A 25,346-nucleotide genomic window follows, 5' to 3' on the forward strand; every position below is an offset into this window, starting at 1 on the left:
TGAAGGAAGAATCTGGCCTCTGGTCGAAGGCGCCCCTGCTCAATGCCGCGGCGCCCCCTTGCCCTCGCGAAGCGCCTGCACGGCCGCCTCGAGCTGCGTGTCATGCTCGTCTCCGCTGACCCAAGCCTGCACCGCCTCCTCCAGCTTGCGCTGGGTCGCCGGATCGGCCTGGCCGCTCGCCCGCAGGCCGCTGGCCCGCTGGAAGCCGCGCACTGCCTCGGCGGTGCCGCTGCTGTAATAGCCGTCCAAGCGTCCGGGGTCGTAGCCGAGCCCTTTCAGCATGACCTGCAGGCTTTTCGCGTCGTCGCTGATCGCATCGGCGGGGATCGTGGCCGTCTTGGACAGCCGCGTCGCGGCGTACAGCGCGGGCGGACGGACCGCCACATCCGGCTTGATGCCGCGCTTGTGGATCCAGCCGCCGCTCGGGGTCAGCCACTTGGCGATCGTCATCTTGACGAGCCCGCCCTCGAGCTGGCGGTCGTAGCTGACCTGCACGGTCCCCTTGCCGAAAGACGTCTCGCCGACGAGCACCGCGCCCGCCGATTCCTGCAGCGCTCCGGCGAGGATTTCCGAGGCGCTGGCGCTGCCTTTGTTCATCAGCACCGCGACCGGATACGGCTTACCGCCGCCCTCCGACAGCACCTGCTCCGGCTTCGCCCCGCGCTGCGCGATCTGCAGGATGGGCTTCCCCTTCGGCACGAACGGCTGCGCGATCCGCTCCACGACCGGCAGGATGCCGCCGGGATTGTTGCGCACGTCGATGACGAGCCCTTTGAGCTCGCGCTTCTCCAGCTTGGCCAGCTCAGCCGCGAACCGGTCGGCCGTATTCAGCGAAAACTGGCGGATCTCGATCAGGCCGATGCCGTCCGCCAGCCGCTTGCCTTCGACCGTCTCGATGTCGATCTCGGCGCGCATCAGCTTCACCGCGAACGGATTGGCCCTTCCCGCCCGCAGGATGACCAGCTCGGCCGCGCTGCCCTTCGGCCCGCGCAGCTTGGCGACCGCCTCGGAGATCGGCAGTCCGGACAGGCCGACGCCGTTCACGGACAGGATGACGTCCTTCGCCTGCAGGCCGGCCTTCTCGGCCGGGGAGCCCTTGATCGGCGAGACGATGACGACCTTGCCGCTCTCGGACGTCACCTCCGCGCCGACGCCGCCGAACGCGCCTTCGACCGTCTCGGAGAACTGCTTCGCCGCCCCGGCGTCCATGTAGGTCGAATAAGGGTCGCCCAGCGCCTGCACCATGCCGCTGAGCGCGCCGCTGATGAGCTTGTCGCGGTCGACCGGCTCGTAATATTGGCGCTGGATCAGCTCCATCACGGCGCTCAGCCGCTGCGCCTCCTCCTTGGTCAAGCCGGCGGAGGCGTCCTGACGCTCTCCGGCTTGCGCCGGGCGCGCCGCTTCCGCTGATGCCGGCTTCGCGCCCGCCTCTCCCGCCGGCCATGCTCCTCCCAGCAGCAGCGCCGCGGCCAGCGACGCCGACAGCACCGCCTTCAGCAGGCGCGGCCCGGCCGCTGCGTTTTCGTTTCGGTTCATGCTCCCTCTCCTCTCTTCGTCCGGCGCTCCTGCACGGGAGCCGGATCTTCCGCCGCTTAGTATGCGACAGAGAGGAGCGGATTATTTGGCAACGATGGCAGGAGCCGCGAGGCGGCTTGCCGGCTAGCCGTCCGAAGCGAGCATCGCGCGGGCGAAGTCTGTGAAGTCCCCTAGATGCAGATCCAGGATGGAGCGGAGGATATCCGGGTTAAGCTTCTGATAATCATGTACGGCGATATTCCGGAAGCCGACCATTGCCTTCATCTTGTCCGCCAATTCGGAGTCAAGCCGTCCGCTCTGCTCCAGCAGCTCAAAGGCGTCCCGGCTCGTCTGCGGCACGCCGAGCTTGCCTGATGCCACGACCGCCATCGCCAAGTCGATGCTCGCTTCGCAGGCGCGCTGAAGATTGAGCACGATCGAGTCCTGCTTCGTAAAGTCGTTCAGGTGTTCGGGTCTCCCTTGATACACTTCTCCGATCCGTCTCAAACAGCGTTCGATGTTTGCCGCTTTATTGAGGATGACGTCATGCTTCATAGATGCTCCCCCTTTCCCGGATCGACCGCAGCACGGGCGAACGCTCCTCGTTGAGCTTGGCATACATTTTATAGACCTGAGTCCGGAGCCGGAGATCCAGGTCTTCGTCCTTGCAGCGGAGCGTATGGCCTTCGCTTAAAATCTGCATCTGCATGACCGTCGAAGCTTCCTTCAGATCGACCAGGTCGACCTCCCTGCCCAGCCGGCCGGCCAGCTTCTGCGCCAGCAGGAACCTTTCGTAAGCAGAGAGCGGCTTGCCGCCGTAATAGGCGAGATCGATATCGCTGTCCGCCCGCATCCGACCGGCCGCGGCCGAGCCGAAGAGCAGGAGGAGATCCGGCGAGACGGCCTTTTCAATCTCGTCCACCGCGATATCCAGGTCCAGGCGCGCATCCATGCGATCACCGTCCTTCTGAATTCGTTTCCCACATCTTCCTAAATCCAGTATAGCAAAAAACCGTCCAAGCGAATCGCCCGGACGGTTCCTTCCTGTTGCTTGAGCCGCGGGCGCCATGCCCGCGTTTCGCCGCATTCCTCAGTTCGCTTTGCCTTTCAAGTAAGGAAGCGGATTGACCGGCTCGCCGTTTTTGCGCACCTCGAAGTGCAGGTGGTTGCCGGTCGAGTTGCCGGTCGAGCCGACCTCGCCGATATGCTCGCCGCGCTTGACGGTCTGGCCCTTTTCCACCAGGATGCCGCCGTCGCGGATATGGCCGTAGATCGTCCACAGCCCGCCGCCATGGTCGATGACGATGCAGTTGCCGTAGCCGCTCCACCACTGGGCGACGAGCACGATGCCGCCTTCCGCAGCGTAGATGTTCGTGCCCGCCGGAGCGGCCATGTCGACGCCGGCATGGAGCTTGCGAGTGCCGCTGATCGGGTGGATGCGATAGCCGAACGGCGAGCTGAGCCGGTACGAGGCCTTCACCGGCGCGCCGAGCTGGCCCCCGCTGTAGGTCGTCTTCAGCGAGTTCTTCTTCTTGATGAGCGCGGATTCCTTGGCGGCCAGCTCCAGCAGCAGCTTCTCCTGCTCCTCGCTGATGTCGCCGAGCTCGTCGAGCTTGGTGTTGTAGGAGGAGATCAGCTGCGTCTTCTGCGCTTCCTTGCTGGCCAGCACCTGCTGGTACTCGGCCACCTTGGCGTACAGACTCTTCACCTCGGCCAGCTTCTGCTCGACCTCGGCTTTTTTGGCGATGACGAGCTGCTTGTCCTGCTTGCGGTCCAACAGCGTCTCCTTGTCCTGCACCATGATCGTGTGCAGCGAGTCGAGACGGCCCAGGAAGTCGGAAAAGCTCGTCGCGTTCAGCAGCACGTCGAGGTAGCTGACGCGGCCGTTCATGTAAGTGACGCGCATGCGCGACTGCAGCCGCTCGTCCTGCCGGGCGATCCGCTGCTCCGCCTCGTCCAGCTCGCGGGCTGTCTGCTCCAGCGCCTGCGTCGTGCTGGATACCTGCGACTGGACGGCGCTCATGCGCGAGCCGACGGTGTCGATCTCGGTCATGATCGCCTTGAGCGATTCGGCGGTGTAGAATTTTTGCGTCAGCACGGTCTTGGACTGCGCATCGGCCTGCTTGCGCCCTTGCGCGGCCGCCTGCATCTGCTCGCGGACCTGCTTGAGCTCGCGGTTGATCTTCTCGGACTGCGACAGCGCGCCGGCCGCTTGCGGCATGGCGGTCAGGATAAGCGCGCCGGCGAGCACGGAGCCGGCCAGCTTGCGGATCGTTCTGTTCAAGCTGCTTTCCTCCTACACTTTCAAGTATCTGCGGACGGACAACACGCTTCCCCACACGCCGAGCAGCGTGCCGATGCCGATCGTTACCGGAACGATGATGCCGGCCGCCTCCTCCATCGAGACGAGCCGGATGCTCATCAGGCCGAGGTCGAACTCGGACTGGCGGATGAGCTCGCCGTAGCCGAGCACGACGACGGCGGCGGTCAGCGCCGAGGAAAGGAAGCCGATCAGCGCCCCCTCGACGAAAAACGGCCAGCGGATGAACGCGTTGGTCGCTCCGACCAGCTTCATGATGCCGATCTCGCGCTGACGGGCGATGATCGTCGTCTTGATCGTCGTGGCGATCAGGAACATCGCCGTCACGGCCAGTCCGGCGACGATGATGAGGCCGATGTTGCGTACGGCGCCCGTGATCTTGAACAAGGTTTCGACCGTGCCTTGGCCGTACTTGATCTGCTGGAACGCCGGCGGGTCCTGCGCGGCGCTGACCGCCTGCACCTGCGACGCGGCGGCCGCGATCGTCTGCGGGTCGTACACCTCGATCGTGAAGCTCGCCGGCAGCGGGTTGTCCTCGCCCTGGTAGTCCTCCAGCAGCTGCTTGCCGTCGGCGCCGAGCATCTCGCTCATCTCCTGCAGGTTCTGCTCCGGCGTGCGGTACTCCACGCTCTTGACCTCCGGGATGGCGCGCAGCTTGGTCTCCAGCGCGGCGGCGCTCTCCGCCGTAGCGTCCAGCTGCAGGAACGCCCGAATCTCGACCTGGCTCTCGAGCTGGTCGGCGAGCTTGCTGACGTTGAGCGCCAGCAGCACGAATACGCCGAGGATGAACAGGGAGATGAAGATGCTGCTGATCGACGCGAAGCTCATCCAGCCGTTGCGGAAGATGCCGCGGACGCCCTCGCGCAGATGCCTCGCCAGCGTCCTAAGCTTCATAGCCGTATTCCCCTCTCGCCTGGTCGCGCGCGATCAGTCCGTTCTCGATGGCGATGACGCGCTTGCGCAGCGTGTTGACGATCTCGCGGTTATGGGTGGCCATGACGATAGTCGTGCCGCGGAAATTGATCTCCTCGAGCAGGTTCATGATGCCCCAGCTCGTCTCAGGATCGAGGTTGCCGGTCGGCTCGTCGGCGACGATGACGCTCGGGTTGTTGACGATCGCGCGCGCGATCGCGACGCGCTGCTGCTCGCCGCCGGACAGCTGGGCGGGCAGATGCGCATGCTTGCCGCCGAGCCCGACGAGCTCGAGCACCTCCATCGTGCGCTTTTTCATCAGCTTGCGCGGCGCCTCGATGACCTCCATCGCGAACGCGACGTTCTCGTAGGCGGTCAGCTTGGGCAGCAGCCGGTAATCCTGGAAGATGACGCCGATATTGCGCCGCACGTACGGGATCTTGCGCGGCTTGAGCTTGCCTATATTGAAGCCGTTCACGAACAGCTGCCCTTTGGTCGGGAACTCCTCGCGATAGATCAGCTTCATGAACGTGGACTTGCCGGCGCCGGAAGGCCCGACGATGTACACGAATTCATTGCGGTCGATGACCACGGATATGCCCTTGAGCGCATGAGCGCCGTTCGGGTAGGTCTTCCAGATGTCCATCATTTCAATCACGGGTATCGCTCACATCCTGTCTTTTTTCCGCTTATGACTGTTCGACAGAAAAACCGGATTTCCTTTCCAGAAAGCCGTTTTCTCCTTCATTTTCACAATTCTCATCGTTCGCCGCGCTGAGGCGCGGGCTTTCGACATCGCCGCAGGCGGCAAGACTGTCGAATGCTCCGGACCGGAGCGTTTCAAGCCTCCTTATTTACATCGGCTAGCGGCTCTCGCTTTGTAGATAAATGTCGAAAAAAAGAAGCCGGCCTGCTTTCGCAGAGCGGCTTCGGAGGAGATGATCTATTGTTCCGGCGGGAGCTCTTCCAGAGGCAGCCGGATCCGGTACTCGCCTTCGATATAATTCGGATAATTGGAGATCTCGAACGTCAGCGGCTGCTTGTAGTCGCCGGGGCCGTACGTGTAGCTGAGCTTTTGCCTTCCTTCCGGGTCGCTCGTCTCCGTGCCCCCTTGCAGATGCAGCCCGAAGCTTCTGCCGCCCGCATCGGTAAAATCGCTGCCGAGCACCGAGTAGGAGCGCGATGGAGAGTCCGGCCCGTCGACGCGCAGCTCGAAGCCGAGCTTCATTCCTTTCGCATCCACGCTGCTGGAGATCAGCTTCAGGCGGTCGTCCGGCGCTGCCAGCAGCTCGCCTTTCTCCGCGTCGAGGACGATGAGGCCTTTGTCCTTCGGCAAGGCGCGGAACGTCTTGCCGCTCAAGTAGAGCGACTTGGGCTGGCGGAAATAAGGACTTTGGAACTCGAAGCGCACCTTGTGCTCCTCCAAGCTGCCCGCCGAATAGCCGACTCCTCCCCACTCCGTGCCGGAATCATCCGTCAGCTTCATGTCGACGGGGCCGTACAGCTTCATCGTGTTGGCCGGGTCGTACTCCGCCTCGATGGCGACGCTCAGCGGCGAGATGCGCATGCTCGTGAAGCGCAGCTGCTGATCTTCAATCGAGATCGTCTCCTCCAAAGGCAGCGTGCGCGACTTGTCGGCGAACAGCTCGCGGTCGACGGGAAACTGGAAGCGGTACGGGGCTCCGTTCACCTCGACTTGCAGGTCGAGCCAATCGGGGAGCGGACTGCCTGGCTGCAGCATCAGCTCCATCGTCTGGCGCTTGACCGCCTCCTCCCTCCCGTCGAACGAGAAGCCCGCTCCCTCGATGACGCTCTGTCCGTTTCGGTCAAGCGCCTTCACCTTTCCCACATCCGCATGCTCGTTCTCGCCGAGTCCCGCCACCGTATACACGAACATCATCCGATAGTCGTCGGCGACCAGCCCCTCCAGCGTCACCTTTACGCCCTCGTGATCCTGGGTCAAATGCAGCGGCTGCAGGTAGCCTTCGTCGAGCGCGTCCTGCACCGTCCGGTTCAGGCTGTACTCCTCGCGGATCGCGTCCACGATCGCCGCCATGCCGGGCAGCTGCCTCACTGCCGAAGCGAAAGCCGGCGAGATGCGGATCGACGCGAGTCCGACCGCCAGCACGAGCGCAAGCGTCAGCGCCGCAGAGCCGAGGCGCTGCCAGCGGCGACGGCTGCGGCGGCGAAGCCGGCCTTGCGCCATGCCCGCGGCAATAGCGGCATCCGCGCGCAGCAGCAGCTCCGGCGACGGCGGGCGTCCGCCCAGCTCGGCAAGCTCCCGCTCCAGCCTTTCTCCATGCCGATCGAGCTTCGGATCCAAGCGTTCTCCATGCCGATCATCCATGCTCCATCCCCTCCTTCGCGCCGCGCTCCCGGCGCAGCTGCCGCAGCGCCCGGTTCAGCCATGTCTTGATCGTGCCCTCCGGCTTTTCCAGCGTCCGCGCGATGTCCGCCACCGTCATGTCCTCCGCATACTTCAGCAGCACGAGCTGGCGCAGCTTGGGCTCGAGGCCGGCCACCGCCTCCTCCAGCTCCAGCCGCGCGCCCGGATGCTCGCCGCCCGCCGCGCTCTCCGGCACGACCGGCACCGGCTGCTGCCGCTTGCGCCGCCTGCGCTCATCGGCGCAGGCGCTCAGCAGGATGCGGACGAGCCAGGTGCGGACATGCTCCGGCTGGCGCAGCCTCCCAAGCGCCGCGTAAGCGCGGCAGGTCGTCTCCTGCAGGCATTCGAGCGCCGCCTCCTCGTCCCGGAGATAGGCGAGCGCGATGCGCAGCAGCTGCTCCTTGGCCCCGGCCATCAGCTCGATGAACGCCTCGTCCTCGCCCTTCTGCGCCCGGCGGACGAGCTCTGCCGCTTCTTGGCCCCGTTGTTCCATGCGCTCCGGCATTCCCTCGCCGTCCTTTCTCGTTCACCTTCGCTATTAGACGGGGAGAGCGAGGGTTCGGTTTTGGTTTTCTTGAAAACGTTGAAAAACCTTGATCGGCACGGGCCGTCCAAGGCTGCTGGCGGTTTCAATTACGGCGGACTTGTGATAATATGGGAGTAGAATGCATAACATAAACAAGCCGCAGACGCTGTAACGTCCACGGCTTGGCAGATCGGCCGCTTTAAGAGCGGTTAGGCTGGCAGGATATCAACTCATAGGAATAGGTCGCTACCTTCCAGGGCGGGCGGCCTATTTCTTTTTGTTAAGGGCGACGATCGAAACGACCAGCGATAACAAGGCGAGCAGCAGCCCGCCGAAGCCGATCATAAGATCCAACGCATCCTTAACCGTCATGGCATGACCTCCCTTCCGAGAGGCTCAACCTAGACCGCCCATAAAGCCCGTTCCCTTTCTGCTTCCTGATTATACCAGGATTCGACGTTATTCACTATAGCTCGCGGCTACGGAGTTCTCTCTAGCAGCGGCCTATCCTCTCCTTGCCGGGAATTCCCCCACCTCCCGGTCCGCGACGAAGCGTCAGCCCTCCGCCCGCGGAAGCTCCAGCCGCTTGAGCGGCTCGATGGCCGGGCCCTCCAGCACCGTGCCGTCATAGCCGAACCGCGAGCCGTGGCAAGGGCAGTCCCAGCTGAGGTCGCCCGCGTTCCACTTGCACTCGCAGCCCATATGCGTGCAGGTCGTGTCGACCAGATGCAGCGCGCCGCCCGGCTCGCGATAGCCGCCGGCGCGCTTGCCGGCGACCTTGACGACGCCGCCCTGGCCGGCCGCGAGCGCCTCCGGCGATTCCATCGGCGAGTCCAGCTTGCCGGCGAGCAGCTGTCCGGCGACGTTCAGGTTCTCGCGGACGAACGTCTTGATCGACGGGTCGGCATGGAAGCGCGACGGCTTGAACAGCTCCAGATGCAGGCTCTGCCCGGTGCGGACCATCTCCTCGAACGTGAGCGCCGCCAGCGTGCCGGTCGTCATGCCCCATTTGTTGAAGCCGGTGGCGATCAGCAGGTTCGGATGCTTGTCCCGGATCGGGCCGATGTAAGGCATCTCGTCGAGCGTCGTCAGATCCTGCGCCGACCAGCGGTACGCGATGCTGCGGACGCCGAGCAGGGAGTCGGCGTATCGCTCCAGCGCCTCGTAGTGCTCGATCATCGGCGGCCCCTGGCCGGTCTTGTGGTTCTCGCCGCCGACGAGCACGACCGGACGGCCGTCCAGCTCGGCCGCGCGCAGCGAGCGCACCGTCTGGCCGACGGACAAGTACATGCCGCCGGGAAAAGGCTTTTCCGCCTCGACCGCCAGCACGTACGAACGCTGCGCATGCAGCCGCGAGAAGTACAGTCCGCCGCCGTCCGTGAACGGGAAATGCGAGGCGGACAGCGCCCAGCTGCAGTCGACGGTGCCGCCGGCGGCCGTGCGCAGCTTGAGCCGGCCGTCCTGCTTGCCCTCCTCGACCTTGTCCGTCACGGTCGTGTATTCATGGACGACGAGGCCCTGCTTCAGCGCCTCCTGCAGCAGCGCCTGCAAATACTGCAGCGGATGGAAGCGGGCCTGGCCCGGCAGCTTGATCGCGCCGAGCTCCGCAAGCCCTTCGAGCGGCAGCTTGTCGACCCACTCACCGGGCAGGCCGATCTGCTCGTATGCCTTCCACTCCTGACGCAGCGTCTCGAGATCTGCCTCGTTGTCCGCGTACAGGTAGGCGTCCTCGGTCTTCAGCCCGCACTCGATGCCGAGCTCGGCGACGGTCCGGACGATCCACTTGAGCGCTTCGTCGTTGGCGTCGAAATACTGCTTGGCCTGCTCCCGGTCCAGATGCTTGAGCAGCTTGCCGTAGATCGCCCCGTGCTGGGCGGTGATCTTGGCCGTCGTATGGCCCGTCGTGCCGTCGAGCAGCAGTCCGGCTTCCAGCAGGACGACCTTGAAGCCTTGCTTGGTCAGCAGGTAGGCGCTTGTAATGCCGGCGATGCCGCCGCCGACGATGGCGACGTCCGCCCGGACGGTGCCCCGGAGCGACGGGAATGAGGGCAGCTCCGTCGTCGCCCGCCAGAGCGACTCCGGGAGCTGAGGCAAGCGGGAAGGCTTGCCAGATGGCGAGGATGAGGTGTCCATGCGATGCCTCCTGAATTGGATTTCCTCTCCTCTGTATGCCCATCTCCATCCAAGCCGAAACCGGCTAGTCGTTCAAGCCCTTTCCCTCCAGGATCGGCTGCGTCCACTTCTCGATCCGGGACACGCGGGTCTTCGCTTGCTTGGGCTGCGAGAAATGAAGCAGATAAGCTCTCCTCCGGCCCGGCGTCAGCGCGTCGAAGGCCGTCTTGAGCTCCGGCATCTCGGCGAACCGCGCTTCCAGCTCCTCCGGCATGGGGAACGCCTCCGTCTCCTTCAGCTTCACCTTCAGCCCGGCCTTCTCGTTTTGGACGGCTTCGAGCACATACGCCGTCACGACCTCTTTCATCTCCTCGATCTGCTGCGCGCTCGTGAAGCGGAGCTGGCGAGCCGCCTGCACGTTCTCGGTCTGCTGGACGAGGATGCCTTGCGGGTCCTTCAGCAGCGCCCCTTGAGGGAAAAGCAGCGCGCAGTAGTCCTTGAAGCCGTGAATGAGCGCGATATTCGCCTCTCCCAGCGTGTAGCAGGGATGCATCCACTTATAGTCCTCGGACAGCCCGCAGTCGAGCACGATCTGCCTCAGCAGCTCGTACTCCTCCTTCCACTTCTGCGCCTTTTTGATAAAGACATCGACTCGCGCGTTCGTCGCATTCGCTGTCATGCCGAACCCCCTCTCTTCGATTCCGTTGTCGGCCGGCCCCGCGAGCCGGCCTTTCCGCAGCTAGGCGACAAGCTTCTCCAGCTCGGCCAGCCATTTGCCCCAGCCGAAGCGGGCGCCTTCGACGGCTTGGGACGTCGAGATGCCGGTCTGCTCCAGATGGAGGTTGACCTTGCCGCCACCGAGCTCCTGCAGCGTCCATACGATCGTATGCTCCTCCATGGCGCTGGTCCAGGTATAGGACAGCTTCGTCGGCTCCTCCACGACCAGCACCTCGCCGGAGATGACTCCGTCCCACCACTGGTTCGGCGTCGTGCGGAACTGGAAGCGGCGGCCGACGACCGGCTCGAAATCATTGTCCATCGGCTCCCCGGTATGGATGTTGGCGACCCACTTGGCGAGCTTCTTGGAGTCGGTCAAAGCGGACCACAGCTGCTCGACCGTCGTCGAAAACGGAAAATCCATCGTTAACGTCTGGCTCATCGTTGTTCTTCCTCCTCGAGTAAAAGCTGATTCAAACGCGCCATATTGGCGCTCCAAAACTTGCTATAGAAAGCCACCCAGTCTTGAATCTCCCGGAGCGGAGCGGCGTTCAGCCTGAATCGCGTCTCCCGGCCGACCTTGCGGTCCGCCACCAGCCCGGCCTCCTTGAGGATGGCCAGATGCTTGGATACGGCCGTCCGCCCCATGGCGAACGGCGCCGTCAGTTCATGAAGCGGAATCTCCTCTTTTGCGGCCAGCATCTGGATCAGCCGGCGCCGGGTCGGATCTGCAATGGCTTCGAACACATCCCGCTGCGGGCCGTTCTCGCTCATGACGTCCTCTCCCTTACCTGTTGTGCATGGACCGGCTCAGTCCGGCTCAGACCGGCTCACGAGCCCGGCGGGCGGGCGCCCGCGGCGCTCCTGAAGCTCAAAGCTTGCGGCTGCGCGGACGCAGCGCCCAGGAAGCGGCGGCGAGAGCGGCGTACGCCAGCGGGAGGAAAACCGGAAAACCGTACTCATGGTCGAGCGCATGGGACCATGCCGCTCCCGTCATGAGGAAGAAGAAGCCGGCGTAAGCCCATTCCTTCACCCGGGGAAAGCCGGGAACGACGATTGCGACGACCCCTAGCGCCTTCCAGATTCCTAGGATGGTCATGAGGTAAAGCGGGTATCCCAGATTCCGCACCAGCTCGATGTTCCCTTCCAGCCGCATCAGCTGGCCAAGTCCGCTCAGCAGCATCGCCGCCGCGAAAAACAGCGTGACGGTCCAATATGCGGCCGCTTTCCCTCGGGATCGCGGACTTGCGTTCAAGCTCGCTGCCGTGCCGGTCTGCATGCTCATCTTTATTTCCTCCTCATCGGTTCGGTTTCCTGCCCCGTCCGCCATGCCGGTCGATACGACACCATTTGGTGGCCCATTTAGAATACGACACCTTATGGTGTCGCGTCAATGCCAGGAGCTCTTTTTTTCGCTGAAAAGAACAAAACCCAAGCGTCTCGGAAAGAGGGCTTGGGTTCGATGCGGGTCCGTTACACGAAGCTGCGCGTATCGTCGCTCCTCCCGAGCTTGAACGCCGCCGCCAGGAAAAACACCAGCGCGAAGGCGAGCAGCACCGCGATGTGGAGCGGAATGTCGGCGTATCGGCCGCTCTGCAGGGCGTCGATCGACGTCAGCACCCAGCGCTGCGGCATGAAGTCGCCGATGCGGCGGATCGTCTCCGGCATGATGCTCGCCGGGAAGAAGCAGCCCGCCAGCAGGCAGCTCGGGGTGATGATGAAGTTCGAGAGCGCGCTCGCCATCGCCGAGCTGCGGGAGAAGGCGACGATCGCGAGCGACAGGCTGACCGAGACGAGGCCGAACAGCAGCAGCAGGGCTCCGAGCTCGGCGAGCGGCATGCCGGCGTCGATGCCGAAGCCGAAGCGCATCACGCCGAGCGCCAGCGCGATCTGCACGGCCATGACCGACAAATTGACGAGCGTATTGGCGAGCACGTACGTGCCGGCCGGCACCGGCGAGGACAGGATGCGCAGGTAGGTGCGGTTTTCGCGGCTCTTGAGCAGCATCTCGGACAGATTCACGGCCGACATGAGCATGAACAGGATGAGGAAGCCGATCGCCTGCGCGCTCATCGACCGGGCGACCGACGTATCGCGGGCGGACTCCGCCGTCAGCTTGAACGCGCCGTCGCGATAAGCGGCGTACATCGCCTCGAACGCCGCGCCGTCTCCGTCCGCCGCCCGGCTGATCGCCGCGACATTCGACAGGTAGGCGTCCAGCATGCTTTTGACGTAAGCCGTCACCGACGCTCCCTTGACCGATTCCAGGGCGATTCCCTGCGGATGGCCCGCGGCGGCGGCGGCCGAAAAGCCAGGCTCCAGCAGGAGCGCCACGTCCAGGCTGCCGGAGGCGATTTCTTTTTTCGCTTCCTCGCGGCCGAGCTCCTGAACCTGCACCTCGCGCAGGCCGCCGACATAGGCGGCCGTATCGGCGGCGATGCGCGCCGCTCCGTCCTCGTTCACGATCGCGACCCGCAGCGGCGGCGACTGCGTGCCGGAGTAGAGCAGCACGGAGGTCAGCACGCCGACGACCGGGAGGCCCAGATAGAGCATCCAGCTGCTCCGCTTACGGAACGTGCCGCGCAGCATGAAGCCGAACAGCCAAGCCAAGTCCTTGATCATGCTACAATTCCTCCTTTTTATTCATATGCCAGGCCGATGCGGCGAGCAGCAGCAGCGCCAGCCCCAGGTTGAGCGCCATCGTCTGCAGAGCGGGCGCGATCTGACCCTCATAGACGAGCCGCGACAGCGAGGAGTTGGCCCAGTAGACCGGCGACCATAGGTTGAGAAGGCTGGCGTCCGCGGCCTTCGTCGAGACCGGGAAGTACGCGCCTCCGAAAAAGGCGGCCAGCTGCACGAGCAGCATGACGACTCCGCCTGCCGATTTGCCTTGCAGCAAATAGCTGAAGAACAGCCCGAGGCTCGTCGCCAGCAGCACGACGGTCAGCAGCAGCGCCAGCGCCAGCGGCAGGTTGTCGCCCCAGTAGGCGCCGAACGCCCACTTGCTGAGGAGCACGACCGCCAGGATGCAGACGCTGTTCACGACGACGTTGCCCAGCACCTTGCCGGCGAAGATGTCGCTCTTGCGCACCGGAGCCGCCATCAGCCTGGCCGCGGTGCCCTGCGCTCTCTCGCCGGCGACGAGGCGCACGGAGGACAGGGCTCCCCACAGCGCGACCGCCACGGTCATGGCCAGCGCGTAGTAGTCCATCGAGCCGGGCTTGCGGTTCTCGTCGATCGAGCGCTCCTGCACATAACCGCCGGCCGATTCGGAGGCGGAGAAAGCGCTCTGCAGCGCCTGGGGCCGCTGCGCGCCGATCGCCGCCGCCGCGTTGTAGCGGTCGGCGAACGCCTGCAGCATGCCTTGCGCGATGTTGCTCTCGATCGGATGGCGGGTGCTGCCGTGCACCTCCATGCCGGAGGGAGTCAGCCGCACGAAGCTGTCGTAGCGGCCCGCTTCGACTTCGGCGGTGCCGTCGGCTGTGCCCGAGGCGTCGGTGAAGACGACGCCATTCGTCTCGGCCTGGCGGCGGAACGCGGCGAACGCCTCGGCAAGCGGCTTGTCGCCGCCGCTGGCGTCCTGGACGAGCACCTGCGGCTTGAGGACGGCGCCGCTTTCCGAGTCGAAGGAGCCGGACAGCGCCGTGCCGAGAATGAGGATGAGCAGCAGCGGGAAGCCGAGCAGCAGGAAAAACGTCTTCCGATCGCGGAAGTCGGTCCGGATTTCTTTGAGCGCGATGCGCAGCATAGGGGTCATCGGTCCAGCCTCCTCAGCGATCCCGCAGGCTGCGGCCGGTCAGCGTCAGGAATACCGTCTCGAGATTCGGCTCGAGCTCCTGCAGCGAGCGGATTTCCGCTCCGCCTTCCATCAGCGCCTTGAGGATGCGGTTCAAATTGTCGACCGAGGCATCGCTCTGCACGCGCAGCGCGCCTTCCTTTTCCGTCACCGCGCGCACGCCCGGCACCTGCTGCAGCTCCTGCAGCCGGTACGGCGAGCCGGGCTTCAGCTCGATCGACAGCTCCTTGATGTCGGTGATGATCGCCTTGAGCTGCTCCTTCGTGCCGTCGGCGATGATCTTGCCGTGGTCGACGATCGCCACGCGGCTGCAGATCTCCTCGACCTCCTCCATGTAGTGGCTCGTGTAGATGACGGTGCAGCCGGACTCGTTGAGCTGCCGCACCGAGCCGAGGATGTAGTTGCGCGACTGCGGATCGATGCCGACGGTCGGCTCATCCATGATGATGAGGCGCGGCTTGTGCGCGATCGCGCAGGCGATGTTGAGGCGGCGCTTCATGCCCCCGGAGAAGCCGTCCGGCTTGGCGCCGGCACGGTCCGAGAGCCCGACGAATTCGAGCGCCTCCTCGGCGCGGGCCTTCAGCTCGGCGCCCCGCAGGCCGTACAGGCCGGCGAAAAAGGCGACGTTCTCGAAGGCGCTCAGCTCGCCGTAGATGGCGAGGTCCTGCGGCACGATGCCGAGGTTCAGCTTCGCCTGGCGGGTCTGCTTGCGGACATTCTGGCCGAGGATGCGGATCTCGCCGCTCGTCGGCACGAGCAGCGAGGCGACCATGTTGATCGTCGTGCTCTTGCCCGCACCGTTCGAGCCGAGGAAACCGAAGATCTCGCCCTCCTTCACGTCCAGCGTCATGCCGTCGACGGCGATGAAGTCTCCGAATTTTTTGGTCAGCTGGCGCAGCTCCAGTACGTTCATGCTCCCCATTCCTTTCGTCGTGCGCGTTCTTGTTGATCCCATCCTAACGAAAAAGGGCGACCTCATGTCAGTGCATAAGTTCACCCTTTGCGTATGAGAAAGTTCATGAGCGGAGGAAGCTGGCGCAGGGCGTCGGCATTGTGCGACTTCTAACCCTTCTAGAGCGTTTGAAGGTCAGACATAAAAGAGGCGCTTCACCGCCGCCGCGCGCCGCGGAGTTGCGCGGAAAAACCGAGCAGCTCGGTTCGAACAGGCGCTCTGGCGGGGGAGTTGCGCGGAAAAACCGCGTAACTCGGCTCGAATAGGCGCTCTAGCGGCGGAGTTGCGCGGAAAAACCGAGCAACTCGGCTCGAACAGGCGCTCTGGCGGCGGAGTTGCGCGGAAAAACCGCGTAACTCGGCTCGAATAGGCGCTCTGGCGGCGGAGTTGCGCGGAAAGCCCGGCCGGCCGGCGCGCGCGGGCCCTTCGCAGACGGCGCAAGCGCCGCTTGCCGCTCCATGCGGCGGCTCCGCGCGGGCACCCCTGCTCAGCGCTGCGCTTCCGGGCAAGGCAGCAGCGTCGTCACGCGGAAGCCGTCGCTGCCGTCGGCGACGACGGTGCCGCCGGCGCTCGCGGCGCGCTCCTCCATGCCGGCGATGCCGAGCCCCTTGACGATGCGCGCCTGGCCGCGGCCGTTGTCGGACACGACCGCCTGGACGTAGCGCCCGAGCACGCGCACCTCGACATGGACGGCCGACGCGCCGCTGTAGCGGGCGGCATTGGTGAGCGCCTCGGTCACGTTGCCCTGGATGATCCGCCAGTGCAGCGCCCCGATCCGCTCCAGATCGCCCGCATGCGTCACGCTCGCCTGCATGCCGCTCGAGGCGCGGAACGCATCGACCGCTTCGCGCAGCCGGCTCATGCCGAGCTGCTCGGGCGGCGGCTTCATCCGGTGGAGCGTCCGCCGGATGTCCTCGATCGCTCCCTTGGAGATGCCGATCGCGTTCTGCAGCAGGCCGCCCGCCTGCTGCAGGTCTTCCCCCAGCAGCCGCTTCGCCGCCTCCATCTGGATGAGCGCGCCGGTCATCGCGTGGCCGACGCCGTCGTGGATCTCCTGGGCGATCCGGCTCCGCTCCTCAAGCTGGCCCGCGTATTCTGCGATCCGCTGCAGCTCCTGCCCTTCGCCGATGCGGGCGGACAAGCGGCGCAGCTCTCCGCGCAGCCGATCGAGCTCGTCCTCCTGACGGAGCGACCGTCGATGGAGCCGGCTGAGCGTCGCATAGTTGAACCAGGACAGGCTCCAGACGAGCGCATAGGCGGCGCCCAGTCCGCCGCCGAGCGCCGCCAGCGGCAGCAGCGAGGCGGCCAGCAGCGGCGCCGCCCGCCTGGCGCGGAACGAGGCGAGCTCGTACGCGCTCAGCGGCAGCAGCAGCAGAAACGGCGGCGCCTCCAGCCAGGAGACGGCCAGCAGGAAGAGGATGACCGCCGCGATGGCGGCCTGCTGCAGGCGCGGCTGCCGCAGCAGATGCACGCATAGGTTCAGCGCCGCGTACAGCAAGAAGGACAGCAGCAGCAAGCCCGAAGGCTCCTCCTGCTGCCCGAAGTACAGCGTGTAGACCAGGTAGAGCAGCAGCAGCAGCTTGTTGCCGATCGTCCAGAGGCGGCTCATGTCAGCGCAGCTTCCCGGTCAGATAATAGATCGCGATCTGCGTGCGATGCTCCAGAGCGGTCTTGTTCAGGATGGAGGTGATGTAGTTCGCGGTCGTCCCCTCGGACAGGAACAGCTCGCGCGAGATCTCCTTGTTGGAAAGGCCGCGGGCAATGCCCGCCATCACCTCGAGCTCGCGCTCGGTGAAGCGGCTGCGGTCGATCGGCGGAGCCGCCTCCGCAGCGGGCGACGCATCGGGCGGGGCCGCATCGGACGGCGCGGACGGCGCGGACGCGGGGCCGGCCCCTTCCGCGCTCTTGCTTCGCCCGCCAGGGGCGGGCTTTTCCCCCTCTGTAGGCAGCGCGGATCGGCCGTCAGCCGGCGCTCCTGCGCCATCAGCCGGCGCTCCTGCGCCATCGGCCGGCGCTCCGAGGCCGGCAGCGAAGGAGCGCAGCTTGTCGAGCACCGCTTCCTGCAGCACGCTATGGCCGCCGTGCACGCTGCGGATCGCGGCGGCGATCTGCTCGGGATCGTTGTTTTTGAGCAGATAGCCCTTGGCCCCGCAGCGCACCGCCTCCACGACCGACGCGTCGTCGTCGAACGTCGTGAGCATGAGCGGCTTGACGGAGGTGCCCTCCGTGAGCAGCCGGGCCGCCTCGGTGCCGCTCATGCCGGGCATGCGGATGTCGAGCAGCGCCACGTCCACCGGATGCTCCTTGCAATAATCGACCGCCTGCAGGCCGTCCTCGACGGCGGCCACGACCTCGAAGTCTCCGAACGAGGAGAGGATGATCCGCATGCCTTCCCGGATGAATGAATTGTCGTCGGCGATGAGCACCTTGATGGTCACGTTCGTTCCGCCCCTTTCAGCGGATAGTTTACCATGAATGCCCATCTGCCGGATATAATCGTCCGCCTCCCGGCATAGATCTAGGAGACAGCTTGTCGGAGGGAGGATGGTCCTGTGAAAAGGCTTCATTTGCTGCTCATCGTCGTGCTCGCCTTGACGCTGGCAGCCACCGCCATCTGGGGGATGCTCTGGATCTACGGCTCCAAGGACAAGGTGCCCGCCGGCACGGAAGCCGCCGGCCTGCCGCTTGGAGGCTTGCACCGCGCCGAAGCGCTGCAGCTGCTGCAGACGTACCGGCAGGCGCTCGACAGCCGCGTCGTGACGCTGGCGGACGGAACCCCGTCCGCCTCTTTCGGCGCGGACAAGCCTGCCGCCGCGGACGCGGCCGGCAGCGGCGGCGCAGCGGACGGAGCGAGCAGCCGAGCACCGTCGCCAGGGACGGCAAGCTCCGGCGACAGGGGCGCTCCGGCGCAGGCCGCAGACGGCGCTACGGCGGGCGAGAGCGGCGCCGAGCGCAGCCGCGGCTGGACGCTCGCCGAGCTCGGCTTGCGGCTCGATGCGAGCGGCGCGGAGGCCGCGCTGAAACGGCTCGGCACCGGCTCGGCCTGGGAGCGGGCCAAGTACCGCTGGCGCTGGGAGCGGCAGCTGCCCGTTCGGCTGCTGGACGACCGGCAGGCGTTCGACGCGGCGATCCGCTCGGAATGGGGCTTTTACGACGAGCGCAAGCCGGTGGACGCCGTGCGGACGATCACCTCCTACGACCAGGTCGTCTATACGCCCGGGCGCAGCGTCATGCATCTCGATCTGGACCGCCAGCATGCGGAGCTGCTGCGCTGGGCCTCCGCCGGGCTCGGCCCCGCCGAGCCCGCCCCGGCCCGCTCCGGCGCGCGGCTGCGCGGCCTGGACGGGCCGGCGCTGCTGCGGGAGCTCGGCCGCGAAGCCTCCCGCGAGACGCCGCTGCTGCTCCGCTCGGTCGCGCCGGCCAAGACGGTCGAGTCGCTGAAGGCGGAGGGCGTCGAGCGGCGGATCGCTTCGTTTTCGACCGATTATCGGACCAGCTCGCAGGGGCGGGCGTTCAACGTCTCGGAGACGGCGCGCACGCTCGACGGCTGGGAGATGAAGCCGGGCGAGGTGTTCGACTACGGCGAGATCATCCGCATCACGGAGCGCGAGACCGGCTACCGCGAGGCCCCCGTCATCCTCAACGGACAGTTCACGCGCGGCATCGGCGGCGGCATCTGCCAGGTGTCGAGCACGCTGTACAACGCCGCGCTGCGCGCCGGCCTGGAGATCGTCGAGCGGCGCAACCACTCCGTGCCCGTCTCCTACCTGCCCAAGGGCCAGGACGCGACGTTCGCCGAAGGCGTCATCAACTTCCGCTTCCGCAATACGACCGGCAAGCATCTCGTCATCCGCGCCACCTCCGGCGGCGGGCAGCTGACGATCAAGCTGTTCGGCACGATGCCGCGCGAGGTGCGCTACTCCGTCGCGTCCAAGACGGTGCGCACGCTGCCCGCCCCCGTGCAGCTGCGCCGCAGCGGAGGGCTGGCGCCGGGACAGCAGATCGTGCAGAAAAAAGGCCGGACCGGCTACATCGTCGAGACGTACCGGATCAAATATGTAGACGGCAAGGAAGTGTCGCGCGTCCGCCTGTCCCGCGACACGTACAAGCCGCAGCCGTCCGTCATCCTCGAAGGACCTGCCGCGGCCCCGGCCCCTGCGCCCGGCCCCGAGGCCGGACCGGAAGGCGCCCGCGAAGCCGGTCCGGCCGGCGGCGCGCCGACGCCCGGCGGAAGCGCGGCGCCGACTCCGGCTCCGGCGGGAGACCGCGGCGCGCTGGCCGCCCCGGAGGGCGGCATGGAGGGCAGCCCAAGCGATTTGCTCGAGGATGGCCTGCGCGTGCTGCAGCCCGAGGTCCTTTTGCCCGGGCTGACGGAGAAGCTCGTCGGCTAGCGGCCTCCCGAACGACTCGCGTTCGAGCCCCGTTTGGGAGCGAAGCCCGCTGCTTGAGGACCGCCATGACCGAACCTCAGTCATCGCCTGGATTACATGCCGATAAACATGTTCCTGCTGAACGGAGCCCAGTTTTCCCCCATGTAGCCGGTCATGCCCTGCATCTGCTCCCGGTTCCCCCCGCCGTCCCTGCGGTCCACCCCATCTCCCTCGCCTCTCCCTCCCCCGTCCGGCTCGCCGGCCATGCGCCGCTGCCCTCCGCCCGTCCGTCGAGCAGCCCCCCGCCTGCCCTCGCCGCTTCAAGCCCGCGTCTTGGTCCCATGCCGGATTCCAAGGGGAGCGGCCCGTCCATGCCCGCCGAAACATGGAAAGAGTCTCTTTAAGGTAAAAAGACCTAGTTCTTTTGCCGTTATAGATAAAGAGAAGCAACTGAAGGAGAATAATCCCATGAATCATCACCATTCGCTCGACAGCTCTTACAATATCATTCTGGTCATCCTTTCCGTCGCGATCCCGATTCTGGCGTCCTACGCGACGCTCGATCTCGGCATCCATATCAACAAGTCGAGAGGCAGAGCCCGCAACGTCTGGACCGCTTGCGGCGCGATCTCGATGGGCATGGGCATCTGGTCGATGCATTTCATCGCCATGCTCGCGCTGCATCTGTCCACTCCGGTCACGTACAATCCGATGATCGTGCTCGTCTCGATCGTCCCGGCGCTGCTGGCCAGCTTCCTCGCGCTGCGCCTGATCAGCCAGCCCACGATGCGCCTGTCCCGCGCGCTGCTGAGCGCGCTGTTCATGGCGGCCGGCATCGTCTCAATGCACTACGTCGGCATGGAGGCGATGCAGATGAGCGCCACCGTCCGCTACGATCCGCTGCTGTGGGGCTTGTCGGCCGCGATCGCCTTCATCGCCTCGCTGACGGCCCTCTATCTGATGTACTCCGTCAAAAAGCAAGCCGATCAGCCAAACCTCTGGCGCCGCAAGACGCTCGCCGCGGTCGTCATGGGGGTCGCCGTCGCGTCGATGCACTACACCGGGATGGCGGCCGCGTCGTTCCACGACCACGGCGGCAACCCGGTCTCCTCGGACATGTCCTCGCTGAACAACAGCCTGCTGGCCTACGCGATCGGCATCGGCATGCTCATCATTCTCGCCATGGTGTTCACGAGCACGTACGTGAACCGCCGCTTCGAGTCGCAGTCGCTGGAGTCCGAGCGCAAGTTCCGTTCCGTCATCGAATCGGCGAGCGACGCCATCATCCTGGCCGACAGCCGCACGATCATCCAGTCCTGGAACCGCGGCGCGCAGCTCATGTTCGGCTACACCGAGAAGGAAGCGATCGGGCGCCCGCTCGAAATGACGATCCCGGACCGCTTCAAGCAGGCTCATGCCGACGGGCTGCGCCCTTATCTGGCGCTGCAGCCGGACGATGTCCCCGGCGCTGGACGCACGCTGGAGCTGTACGGTCTGCGCAAGGACGGCACCGAGTTCCCGATCGAGCTGTCGCTCGCCGTCTGGGAGGAGGAAGGGCAGCCTTTTCTCAGCAGCATCATCCGCGACATCACCGAGCGCAAAAAAGCCGAGCACAAGATCAACCAGATGGTCTACCTCGATCCGCTGACCGGGCTGCCCAACCGCCATCTGCTCAACGACCGCCTCAAGGAGGCGCTCGATCAGGCGGACGAGTCCGGCCTGATGATCGGCATCATGTTCCTCGATCTCGACCGCTTCAAGTACATCAACGATACGCTCGGCCACACGATGGGCGACCTGCTGCTCGTGGAGGTGTCGATCCGGCTGCGCGAATGCGTGGATCGGCAGGATACCGTCTCCCGCCAAGGCGGCGACGAGTTCATCGTCCTGCTGCCGGGCACCTCGTACGAGGACATGACGCGCAAGGCGCAGCGGATTCTGATGACGTTCAGCCAGGCGATCCTCGTCGGCAACCAGGAGATGTACGTGACGCCGTCGATCGGCCTCAGCCTCTACCCGGCGGACGGCAACAACCGCGACACGCTCATCAAGAACGCCGATACCGCCATGTACCGCGTCAAGGAGCAGGGCAAGAACAACTTCCAGTTCTACACGCCGGAGATGAACGAGGTCGTCAGCCGCCGCATGAACCTGGAGATCGGCCTGCGCAAAGGGATCCAGAAAAACGAGTTCACCGTGCACTACCAGCCGCAGGTGGACATCAAGGCCGGCGCCGTCGTCGGCGTCGAGGCGCTCATCCGCTGGCAGCATCCGAAGCTTGGCCTCATCTCCCCCGCGGAGTTCATTCCGCTGGCGGAGGAGACCGGCCTCATCATCCCGATCGGCGAATGGGTGCTGCGCGAGGCATGCCGCCAGAACAAGGAGTGGCAGGACGACGGACTGCCGCCGCTGCGCATCGCGGTCAACATCTCCTCGCGCCAGTTCCAGCAGAGCGGCTTCGCCGAGGTCGTCAGCCGCGCGCTCAAGGAAACCGGGCTTGAGCCGAAGTACCTGGAGCTGGAGCTGACCGAGAGCATCGTGCAGAACTCCGCGCATGCCATCTCCATCATGCACAAGCTCAAGGAGATGGGCATCTTCCTGTCGATCGACGATTTCGGCACCGGCTACTCCTCGCTCAGCTACCTGAAGCTGTTCCCGATCGACAGCCTCAAGATCGACCAGAGCTTCACGCGCAACCTGATGCAGGACAGCAAGGACGAGGCGCTCGTGCATACGATCATCAACATGGCGCACAACCTCGGGCTCAAGGTCATCGCCGAGGGCGTCGAGACCGGCGAGCAGCTGCAATACCTGCTGCTGCGCCATTGCCACGAGGCCCAGGGCTACTACTTCAGCAAGCCCGTCCCTCCCGCCCGCATCTCGGAGCTGCTCGGCGAGCAGATCGCCTGAAGGACAGGGACAAGCATTGCCGCAGCATTTCCTTGCACATAAAGAAGCTTCCCGGTCGCCATCGGCTTTGGGAAGCTTCTTTTTTGCGTCTCGTCGAGCCGCGCTGGCCGCGCGGCCTCCGCTCAGCGCGAGCGCAGGATGAACTCCGCCGCCGCGAGCGCGGCCAGATGGGCCGGGTAGAACGCCCGCCACAGCCAGCGCGGGACGCGGACCCGGTTCAGCTCGGCGCGCAGCTCCGCGCCGTAGACGAGCAGCAGCGTCGGCACGAGGCTGAACATCTGGATGCCCCAATCCGGGCCGCTCAGCACATAGTAGAGGGCGTTGAGCAGCAGATGCAGCAGCACCGTGCGCCCTTTGTCCGAGTAGCGGTAGATCAGGATGAGCAGCAGGCCGTAGGCGTTGTAGTCGAACGGCAGCTCCGTCATGAACAGCGCGGCGGCGAGCGTCAGCGGCACGATGGCCAGCCAGCGGACGGCCCGCGGCAGGCGGGAGGCGAGCAGCCCGTCAATCGCCAGCAGCACGAGCGCCGAGGCGAGCAGCGTGAAGATGACGTTGTAATGCGTCGTATCGAACGCGAGCATGTACGGCACCTGGGCGATCACCGCAAGCATCGCCAGGCGCAGCAGGTACTTCGGCCGCGACGACGTCATCCGGTATCCGACCGTAATGAAATAGGCGTAGATCGGGAAAGCGATCCGCCCGACGATCCGCCAGCCCGGCGAGTCCGGGAAGAAGATCAGCCCGACATGGTCGATCAGCATCGTCACGATAGCCAGCAGCTGCATGGGCGTCACCTCCTTTTTCGCTTAGTCTACGACAAAATAGGAAAGCGAGTCCACGCCAGCCTGCGATAGTCCTGTGCGACCAAGCTGCAAGCTTGACCACGGGAGAAGCCTCCGCAGTTTCGCTCCAAGTCGTCTCGCCTCAACTTGGCTCCAACCGCCCCGCCCGGAGCTATCGACGGATCAGCGCGTTAGAAGGCCGAAAACGGGGGGCAAGAAAATCTAACGATGCGTGGTACGCTTACGGCTGCGAAAAGGAGGGCAAGCGGCGGGAAAGAGGCCATTCTGCTGCTGTAAGAATCTGACCCGTCGTTAGATTTTTAGCCATGTCCAAAAACGTCGCCTAAGCGTTTCAGCCGTCGTTAGCTCGAAGGAGCGATTGCGCCCACCCGTTCAAAAGCAAACAAGACGAAGCCGAATCAGGGTCGGCCTCGTCTTGTCTGCTCTTTTTGAATTCTACTGCAAGGCAACGGCCGCTCTCCGCATCCGCTCGCTCTTGACCTCCGGCGATCCGGTGCCGGGATGCTCCCGGCTTACCCCTGCCGCGCCTCGAAGCGCTCCACCCAGCCGGCCGTCTCCGCCAGCGCCGCCTCGGCGCGGCCGATGGCGGCCTCCACCTGCGGACGGGCGGTGCCGCCGTACACGTCGCGCGCGTTGACGACCGTCTCCGGCTGCAGCACGTCGTAGATGGACTCGTCGAACAGCTCCGAGAACTGCCGGAACTCCTCGATCGACAGGTCCAGCAGGAACTTGCCGTTCTCGATGCAGTACAGCACCGTCTTGCCGATCACCTCATGCGCCTGGCGGAACGGCAGGCCCTTGCCGACGAGGAAGTCGGCGATGTCGGTCGCATTCGAGAAGTCCTTGTTGACCGCCTCGCGCATCCGGCCCTTGTTCACCTTCATCGTGGCGATCATCGGCGCGAACAGGCGCAGCGCGCCCGACAGCGTCTTCACGGTGTCGAACATGCCCTCCTTGTCCTCCTGCATGTCCTTGTTGTACGCCAGCGGCAGCGACTTGAGCACAGTCAGCAGGCCGACCAGATTGCCGTAGACGCGGCCGGTCTTGCCGCGCACGAGCTCCGGCACGTCCGGATTCTTTTTCTGCGGCATGATGCTGCTGCCGGTGCAGAACGCGTCGTCCAGCTCCACGAAGCGGAACTCCGTGCTCGACCAGAGGATCAGCTCCTCGGACAGGCGCGACAGATGCATCATGATGATCGAGGCATGCGACAGGAACTCCAGAATGAAGTCGCGGTCGCTTACCGCGTCGAGGCTGTTCTCGTACACGCGGCCGAAGCCGAGCTGCTCCGCCACGAAATGGCGGTCGATCGGGAACGTCGTGCCGGCGAGCGCGCCCGCCCCGAGCGGCAGCGTGTCGATGCGCTTGTAGCTGTCCTGCAGCCGCTCGATGTCGCGGCCGAACATGCTGACGTACGCCATCAGATGATGGGCGAACAGGATCGGCTGCGCGCGCTGCAGATGGGTGTAGCCCGGCACGATCGCGTCGAGGTTCTCCCGCGCCTGGCCGACGAGCGCCTCCTGCAGGCCGCGCAGCAGGCCGACGAACTCGACGACGCGCGTGCGCAGGTATAGATGCATGTCGGTCGCGACCTGGTCGTTGCGGCTGCGTCCCGTATGGAGCTTGCCGCCGACCGGGCCGATGTCCTCGATCAGCGCCTTTTCGATGTTCATGTGGATGTCCTCGTCGGACACGCTGTAGTCCAGCTCGCCCGCGCGGATGCGCTCGAGCACGCGCTTCAGCCCGCCCTCGATCGTCTGGACATCCTCCGCCGGCAGGATGCCCTGCTTGCCGAGCATCGCCACATGCGCCAGGCTGCCGCGCACGTCCTCCTCCGCCAGCTCCTTGTCGAACGTGATCGACGCCGTATATTCCTCGACCAGCTTGTCCGTCTGCTTGGTGAATCTTCCGCCCCACAGCTTGCTCATGGTCGTTCCCCGCCTCCCCTTCTGCATGGCAACGGGCCTGCGGACGCCGCAGCGTCCCGCAAGCCCATCTTGTTTGATCTGCCTTCGTTTTCCTTGGCT

General features: G+C 65.2%; 24 protein-coding genes. 2 read left to right on the forward strand and 22 right to left on the reverse strand.

Translation table 11 applies throughout. The features are described 5' to 3' along the window. Positions 1 to 39: 39 nt before the first annotated feature. From NYE40_RS21750 to NYE40_RS21840, 19 genes are all read right to left on the reverse strand, one after another. Positions 40 to 1,536, reverse strand: coding sequence for a S41 family peptidase (locus NYE40_RS21750; protein ID WP_339278941.1), 1,497 nt, complete (start codon positions 1,534 to 1,536; stop codon positions 40 to 42). Positions 1,537 to 1,659: 123 nt separating this feature from the next. Continuing rightward, a complete protein-coding gene (locus NYE40_RS21755) occupies positions 1,660 to 2,070 on the reverse strand; it encodes a DUF86 domain-containing protein (protein WP_028599047.1) in 411 nt (136 codons plus the stop codon). After that, a complete protein-coding gene (locus NYE40_RS21760; protein WP_028599046.1) occupies positions 2,060 to 2,467 on the reverse strand; it encodes a nucleotidyltransferase domain-containing protein in 408 nt (135 codons plus the stop codon). The genes NYE40_RS21755 and NYE40_RS21760 overlap by 11 nt, the downstream gene beginning before the upstream one ends. Before the next feature lie 138 nt (positions 2,468 to 2,605). Next, positions 2,606 to 3,799: a peptidoglycan DD-metalloendopeptidase family protein gene (locus NYE40_RS21765; RefSeq protein ID WP_339278942.1), complete on the reverse strand. Its 1,194-nt coding sequence runs from the start codon at positions 3,797 to 3,799 to the stop codon at positions 2,606 to 2,608. Positions 3,800 to 3,811: 12 nt separating this feature from the next. Next, on the reverse strand, positions 3,812 to 4,729 hold the full coding sequence (gene ftsX / locus NYE40_RS21770) for a permease-like cell division protein FtsX (RefSeq protein ID WP_028599044.1): 918 nt from the start codon (positions 4,727 to 4,729) through the stop codon (positions 3,812 to 3,814). Further along, complete coding sequence (gene ftsE / locus NYE40_RS21775) at positions 4,719 to 5,405, reverse strand: cell division ATP-binding protein FtsE (protein WP_028599043.1); 687 nt, start codon at positions 5,403 to 5,405, stop codon at positions 4,719 to 4,721. Before ftsE ends, ftsX begins: the two co-directional genes overlap by 11 nt. A gap of 285 nt (positions 5,406 to 5,690) precedes the next feature. Further along, positions 5,691 to 7,094, reverse strand: coding sequence for a DUF4179 domain-containing protein (locus NYE40_RS21780; RefSeq protein ID WP_339278943.1), 1,404 nt, complete (start codon positions 7,092 to 7,094; stop codon positions 5,691 to 5,693). Continuing rightward, positions 7,087 to 7,638 (reverse strand): sigma-70 family RNA polymerase sigma factor, encoded by a 552-nt coding sequence (locus tag NYE40_RS21785; RefSeq protein ID WP_339278944.1) that lies wholly within the window; start codon positions 7,636 to 7,638, stop codon positions 7,087 to 7,089. The genes NYE40_RS21780 and NYE40_RS21785 overlap by 8 nt, the downstream gene beginning before the upstream one ends. A gap of 288 nt (positions 7,639 to 7,926) precedes the next feature. Next, a complete protein-coding gene (locus NYE40_RS21790) occupies positions 7,927 to 8,031 on the reverse strand; it encodes a putative holin-like toxin (protein WP_028599040.1) in 105 nt (34 codons plus the stop codon). 183 nt (positions 8,032 to 8,214) lie between these two features. Continuing rightward, entirely contained in the window at positions 8,215 to 9,792 is a 1,578-nt protein-coding gene (locus NYE40_RS21795) for an FAD-dependent oxidoreductase (RefSeq protein ID WP_339278945.1), read from the reverse strand. Between the two features lie 64 nt (positions 9,793 to 9,856). Continuing rightward, on the reverse strand, positions 9,857 to 10,450 hold the full coding sequence (locus NYE40_RS21800; RefSeq protein WP_339278946.1) for a DUF1801 domain-containing protein: 594 nt from the start codon (positions 10,448 to 10,450) through the stop codon (positions 9,857 to 9,859). 60 nt (positions 10,451 to 10,510) lie between these two features. Next, positions 10,511 to 10,930 (reverse strand): SRPBCC domain-containing protein, encoded by a 420-nt coding sequence (locus NYE40_RS21805; RefSeq protein ID WP_028599037.1) that lies wholly within the window; start codon positions 10,928 to 10,930, stop codon positions 10,511 to 10,513. Continuing rightward, positions 10,927 to 11,262, reverse strand: coding sequence for a metalloregulator ArsR/SmtB family transcription factor (locus tag NYE40_RS21810; RefSeq protein ID WP_028599036.1), 336 nt, complete (start codon positions 11,260 to 11,262; stop codon positions 10,927 to 10,929). The genes NYE40_RS21805 and NYE40_RS21810 overlap by 4 nt, the downstream gene beginning before the upstream one ends. A 97-nt stretch (positions 11,263 to 11,359) precedes the next feature. After that, positions 11,360 to 11,773 carry a DoxX family protein gene (locus tag NYE40_RS21815; protein WP_101807659.1) on the reverse strand — a complete coding sequence of 138 codons (414 nt, stop codon included), beginning with the start codon at positions 11,771 to 11,773 and terminating at the stop codon, positions 11,360 to 11,362. Between the two features lie 188 nt (positions 11,774 to 11,961). Beyond that, entirely contained in the window at positions 11,962 to 13,110 is a 1,149-nt protein-coding gene (locus NYE40_RS21820) for an ABC transporter permease (RefSeq protein WP_339278947.1), read from the reverse strand. A gap of 1 nt (position 13,111) precedes the next feature. Next, positions 13,112 to 14,245 (reverse strand): ABC transporter permease, encoded by a 1,134-nt coding sequence (locus NYE40_RS21825; RefSeq protein ID WP_339278948.1) that lies wholly within the window; start codon positions 14,243 to 14,245, stop codon positions 13,112 to 13,114. Positions 14,246 to 14,258: 13 nt separating this feature from the next. After that, a complete protein-coding gene (locus NYE40_RS21830; RefSeq protein WP_028599032.1) occupies positions 14,259 to 15,197 on the reverse strand; it encodes an ABC transporter ATP-binding protein in 939 nt (312 codons plus the stop codon). Between the two features lie 526 nt (positions 15,198 to 15,723). Further along, complete coding sequence (locus tag NYE40_RS21835) at positions 15,724 to 16,845, reverse strand: histidine kinase (protein ID WP_339278949.1); 1,122 nt, start codon at positions 16,843 to 16,845, stop codon at positions 15,724 to 15,726. A 1-nt stretch (position 16,846) separates the two neighbouring features. Beyond that, positions 16,847 to 17,674 (reverse strand): response regulator transcription factor, encoded by an 828-nt coding sequence (locus NYE40_RS21840; RefSeq protein ID WP_339278950.1) that lies wholly within the window; start codon positions 17,672 to 17,674, stop codon positions 16,847 to 16,849. Positions 17,675 to 17,788: 114 nt separating this feature from the next. On the opposite strand from NYE40_RS21840, the gene NYE40_RS21845 reads away from it, so the two are divergent. Next, positions 17,789 to 19,627, forward strand: coding sequence for a VanW family protein (locus tag NYE40_RS21845; RefSeq protein WP_339278951.1), 1,839 nt, complete (start codon positions 17,789 to 17,791; stop codon positions 19,625 to 19,627). Positions 19,628 to 19,719: 92 nt separating this feature from the next. On the opposite strand, the gene NYE40_RS21850 is transcribed toward NYE40_RS21845, so the two are convergent. Beyond that, positions 19,720 to 19,872, reverse strand: coding sequence for a hypothetical protein (locus tag NYE40_RS21850; protein WP_153784414.1), 153 nt, complete (start codon positions 19,870 to 19,872; stop codon positions 19,720 to 19,722). Between the two features lie 202 nt (positions 19,873 to 20,074). On the opposite strand from NYE40_RS21850, the gene NYE40_RS21855 reads away from it, so the two are divergent. Next, positions 20,075 to 22,516 carry an EAL domain-containing protein gene (locus NYE40_RS21855; protein WP_101807655.1) on the forward strand — a complete coding sequence of 814 codons (2,442 nt, stop codon included), beginning with the start codon at positions 20,075 to 20,077 and terminating at the stop codon, positions 22,514 to 22,516. Positions 22,517 to 22,638: 122 nt separating this feature from the next. Here NYE40_RS21855 and NYE40_RS21860 read toward each other — a convergent pair whose 3' ends face one another. Beyond that, positions 22,639 to 23,301 carry a TraX family protein gene (locus tag NYE40_RS21860; protein ID WP_339278952.1) on the reverse strand — a complete coding sequence of 221 codons (663 nt, stop codon included), beginning with the start codon at positions 23,299 to 23,301 and terminating at the stop codon, positions 22,639 to 22,641. A 530-nt stretch (positions 23,302 to 23,831) separates the two neighbouring features. Further along, positions 23,832 to 25,247 carry an argininosuccinate lyase gene (gene argH, locus NYE40_RS21865; protein WP_339278953.1) on the reverse strand — a complete coding sequence of 472 codons (1,416 nt, stop codon included), beginning with the start codon at positions 25,245 to 25,247 and terminating at the stop codon, positions 23,832 to 23,834. Positions 25,248 to 25,346 lie beyond the last annotated feature (99 nt).

The sequence above is a fragment of the Paenibacillus sp. FSL W8-1187 genome (assembly GCF_037965485.1).
GTDB classification, from domain to species: Bacteria; Bacillota; Bacilli; order Paenibacillales; family Paenibacillaceae; genus Paenibacillus_O; species Paenibacillus_O pasadenensis.

Coding starts and splice junctions, on each gene's coding strand:
- NYE40_RS21750 (WP_339278941.1), bottom strand. CDS start 1,536: ATGAACCGAAACGAAAACGCAGCGGCCGGGCCGCGCCTGCTGAAGGCG.
- NYE40_RS21755 (WP_028599047.1), bottom strand. CDS start 2,070: ATGAAGCATGACGTCATCCTCAATAAAGCGGCAAACATCGAACGCTGT.
- NYE40_RS21760 (WP_028599046.1), bottom strand. CDS start 2,467: ATGGATGCGCGCCTGGACCTGGATATCGCGGTGGACGAGATTGAAAAG.
- ftsX (WP_028599044.1), bottom strand. CDS start 4,729: ATGAAGCTTAGGACGCTGGCGAGGCATCTGCGCGAGGGCGTCCGCGGC.
- NYE40_RS21780 (WP_339278943.1), bottom strand. CDS start 7,094: ATGGATGATCGGCATGGAGAACGCTTGGATCCGAAGCTCGATCGGCAT.
- NYE40_RS21785 (WP_339278944.1), bottom strand. CDS start 7,638: ATGCCGGAGCGCATGGAACAACGGGGCCAAGAAGCGGCAGAGCTCGTC.
- NYE40_RS21790 (WP_028599040.1), bottom strand. CDS start 8,031: ATGACGGTTAAGGATGCGTTGGATCTTATGATCGGCTTCGGCGGGCTG.
- NYE40_RS21795 (WP_339278945.1), bottom strand. CDS start 9,792: ATGGACACCTCATCCTCGCCATCTGGCAAGCCTTCCCGCTTGCCTCAG.
- NYE40_RS21800 (WP_339278946.1), bottom strand. CDS start 10,450: ATGACAGCGAATGCGACGAACGCGCGAGTCGATGTCTTTATCAAAAAG.
- NYE40_RS21805 (WP_028599037.1), bottom strand. CDS start 10,930: ATGAGCCAGACGTTAACGATGGATTTTCCGTTTTCGACGACGGTCGAG.
- NYE40_RS21810 (WP_028599036.1), bottom strand. CDS start 11,262: ATGAGCGAGAACGGCCCGCAGCGGGATGTGTTCGAAGCCATTGCAGAT.
- NYE40_RS21815 (WP_101807659.1), bottom strand. CDS start 11,773: ATGAGCATGCAGACCGGCACGGCAGCGAGCTTGAACGCAAGTCCGCGA.
- NYE40_RS21820 (WP_339278947.1), bottom strand. CDS start 13,110: ATGATCAAGGACTTGGCTTGGCTGTTCGGCTTCATGCTGCGCGGCACG.
- NYE40_RS21825 (WP_339278948.1), bottom strand. CDS start 14,245: ATGACCCCTATGCTGCGCATCGCGCTCAAAGAAATCCGGACCGACTTC.
- NYE40_RS21830 (WP_028599032.1), bottom strand. CDS start 15,197: ATGAACGTACTGGAGCTGCGCCAGCTGACCAAAAAATTCGGAGACTTC.
- NYE40_RS21835 (WP_339278949.1), bottom strand. CDS start 16,845: ATGAGCCGCCTCTGGACGATCGGCAACAAGCTGCTGCTGCTGCTCTAC.
- NYE40_RS21850 (WP_153784414.1), bottom strand. CDS start 19,872: ATGGCCGGCGAGCCGGACGGGGGAGGGAGAGGCGAGGGAGATGGGGTG.
- NYE40_RS21855 (WP_101807655.1), top strand. CDS start 20,075: ATGAATCATCACCATTCGCTCGACAGCTCTTACAATATCATTCTGGTC.
- NYE40_RS21860 (WP_339278952.1), bottom strand. CDS start 23,301: ATGCAGCTGCTGGCTATCGTGACGATGCTGATCGACCATGTCGGGCTG.
- argH (WP_339278953.1), bottom strand. CDS start 25,247: ATGAGCAAGCTGTGGGGCGGAAGATTCACCAAGCAGACGGACAAGCTG.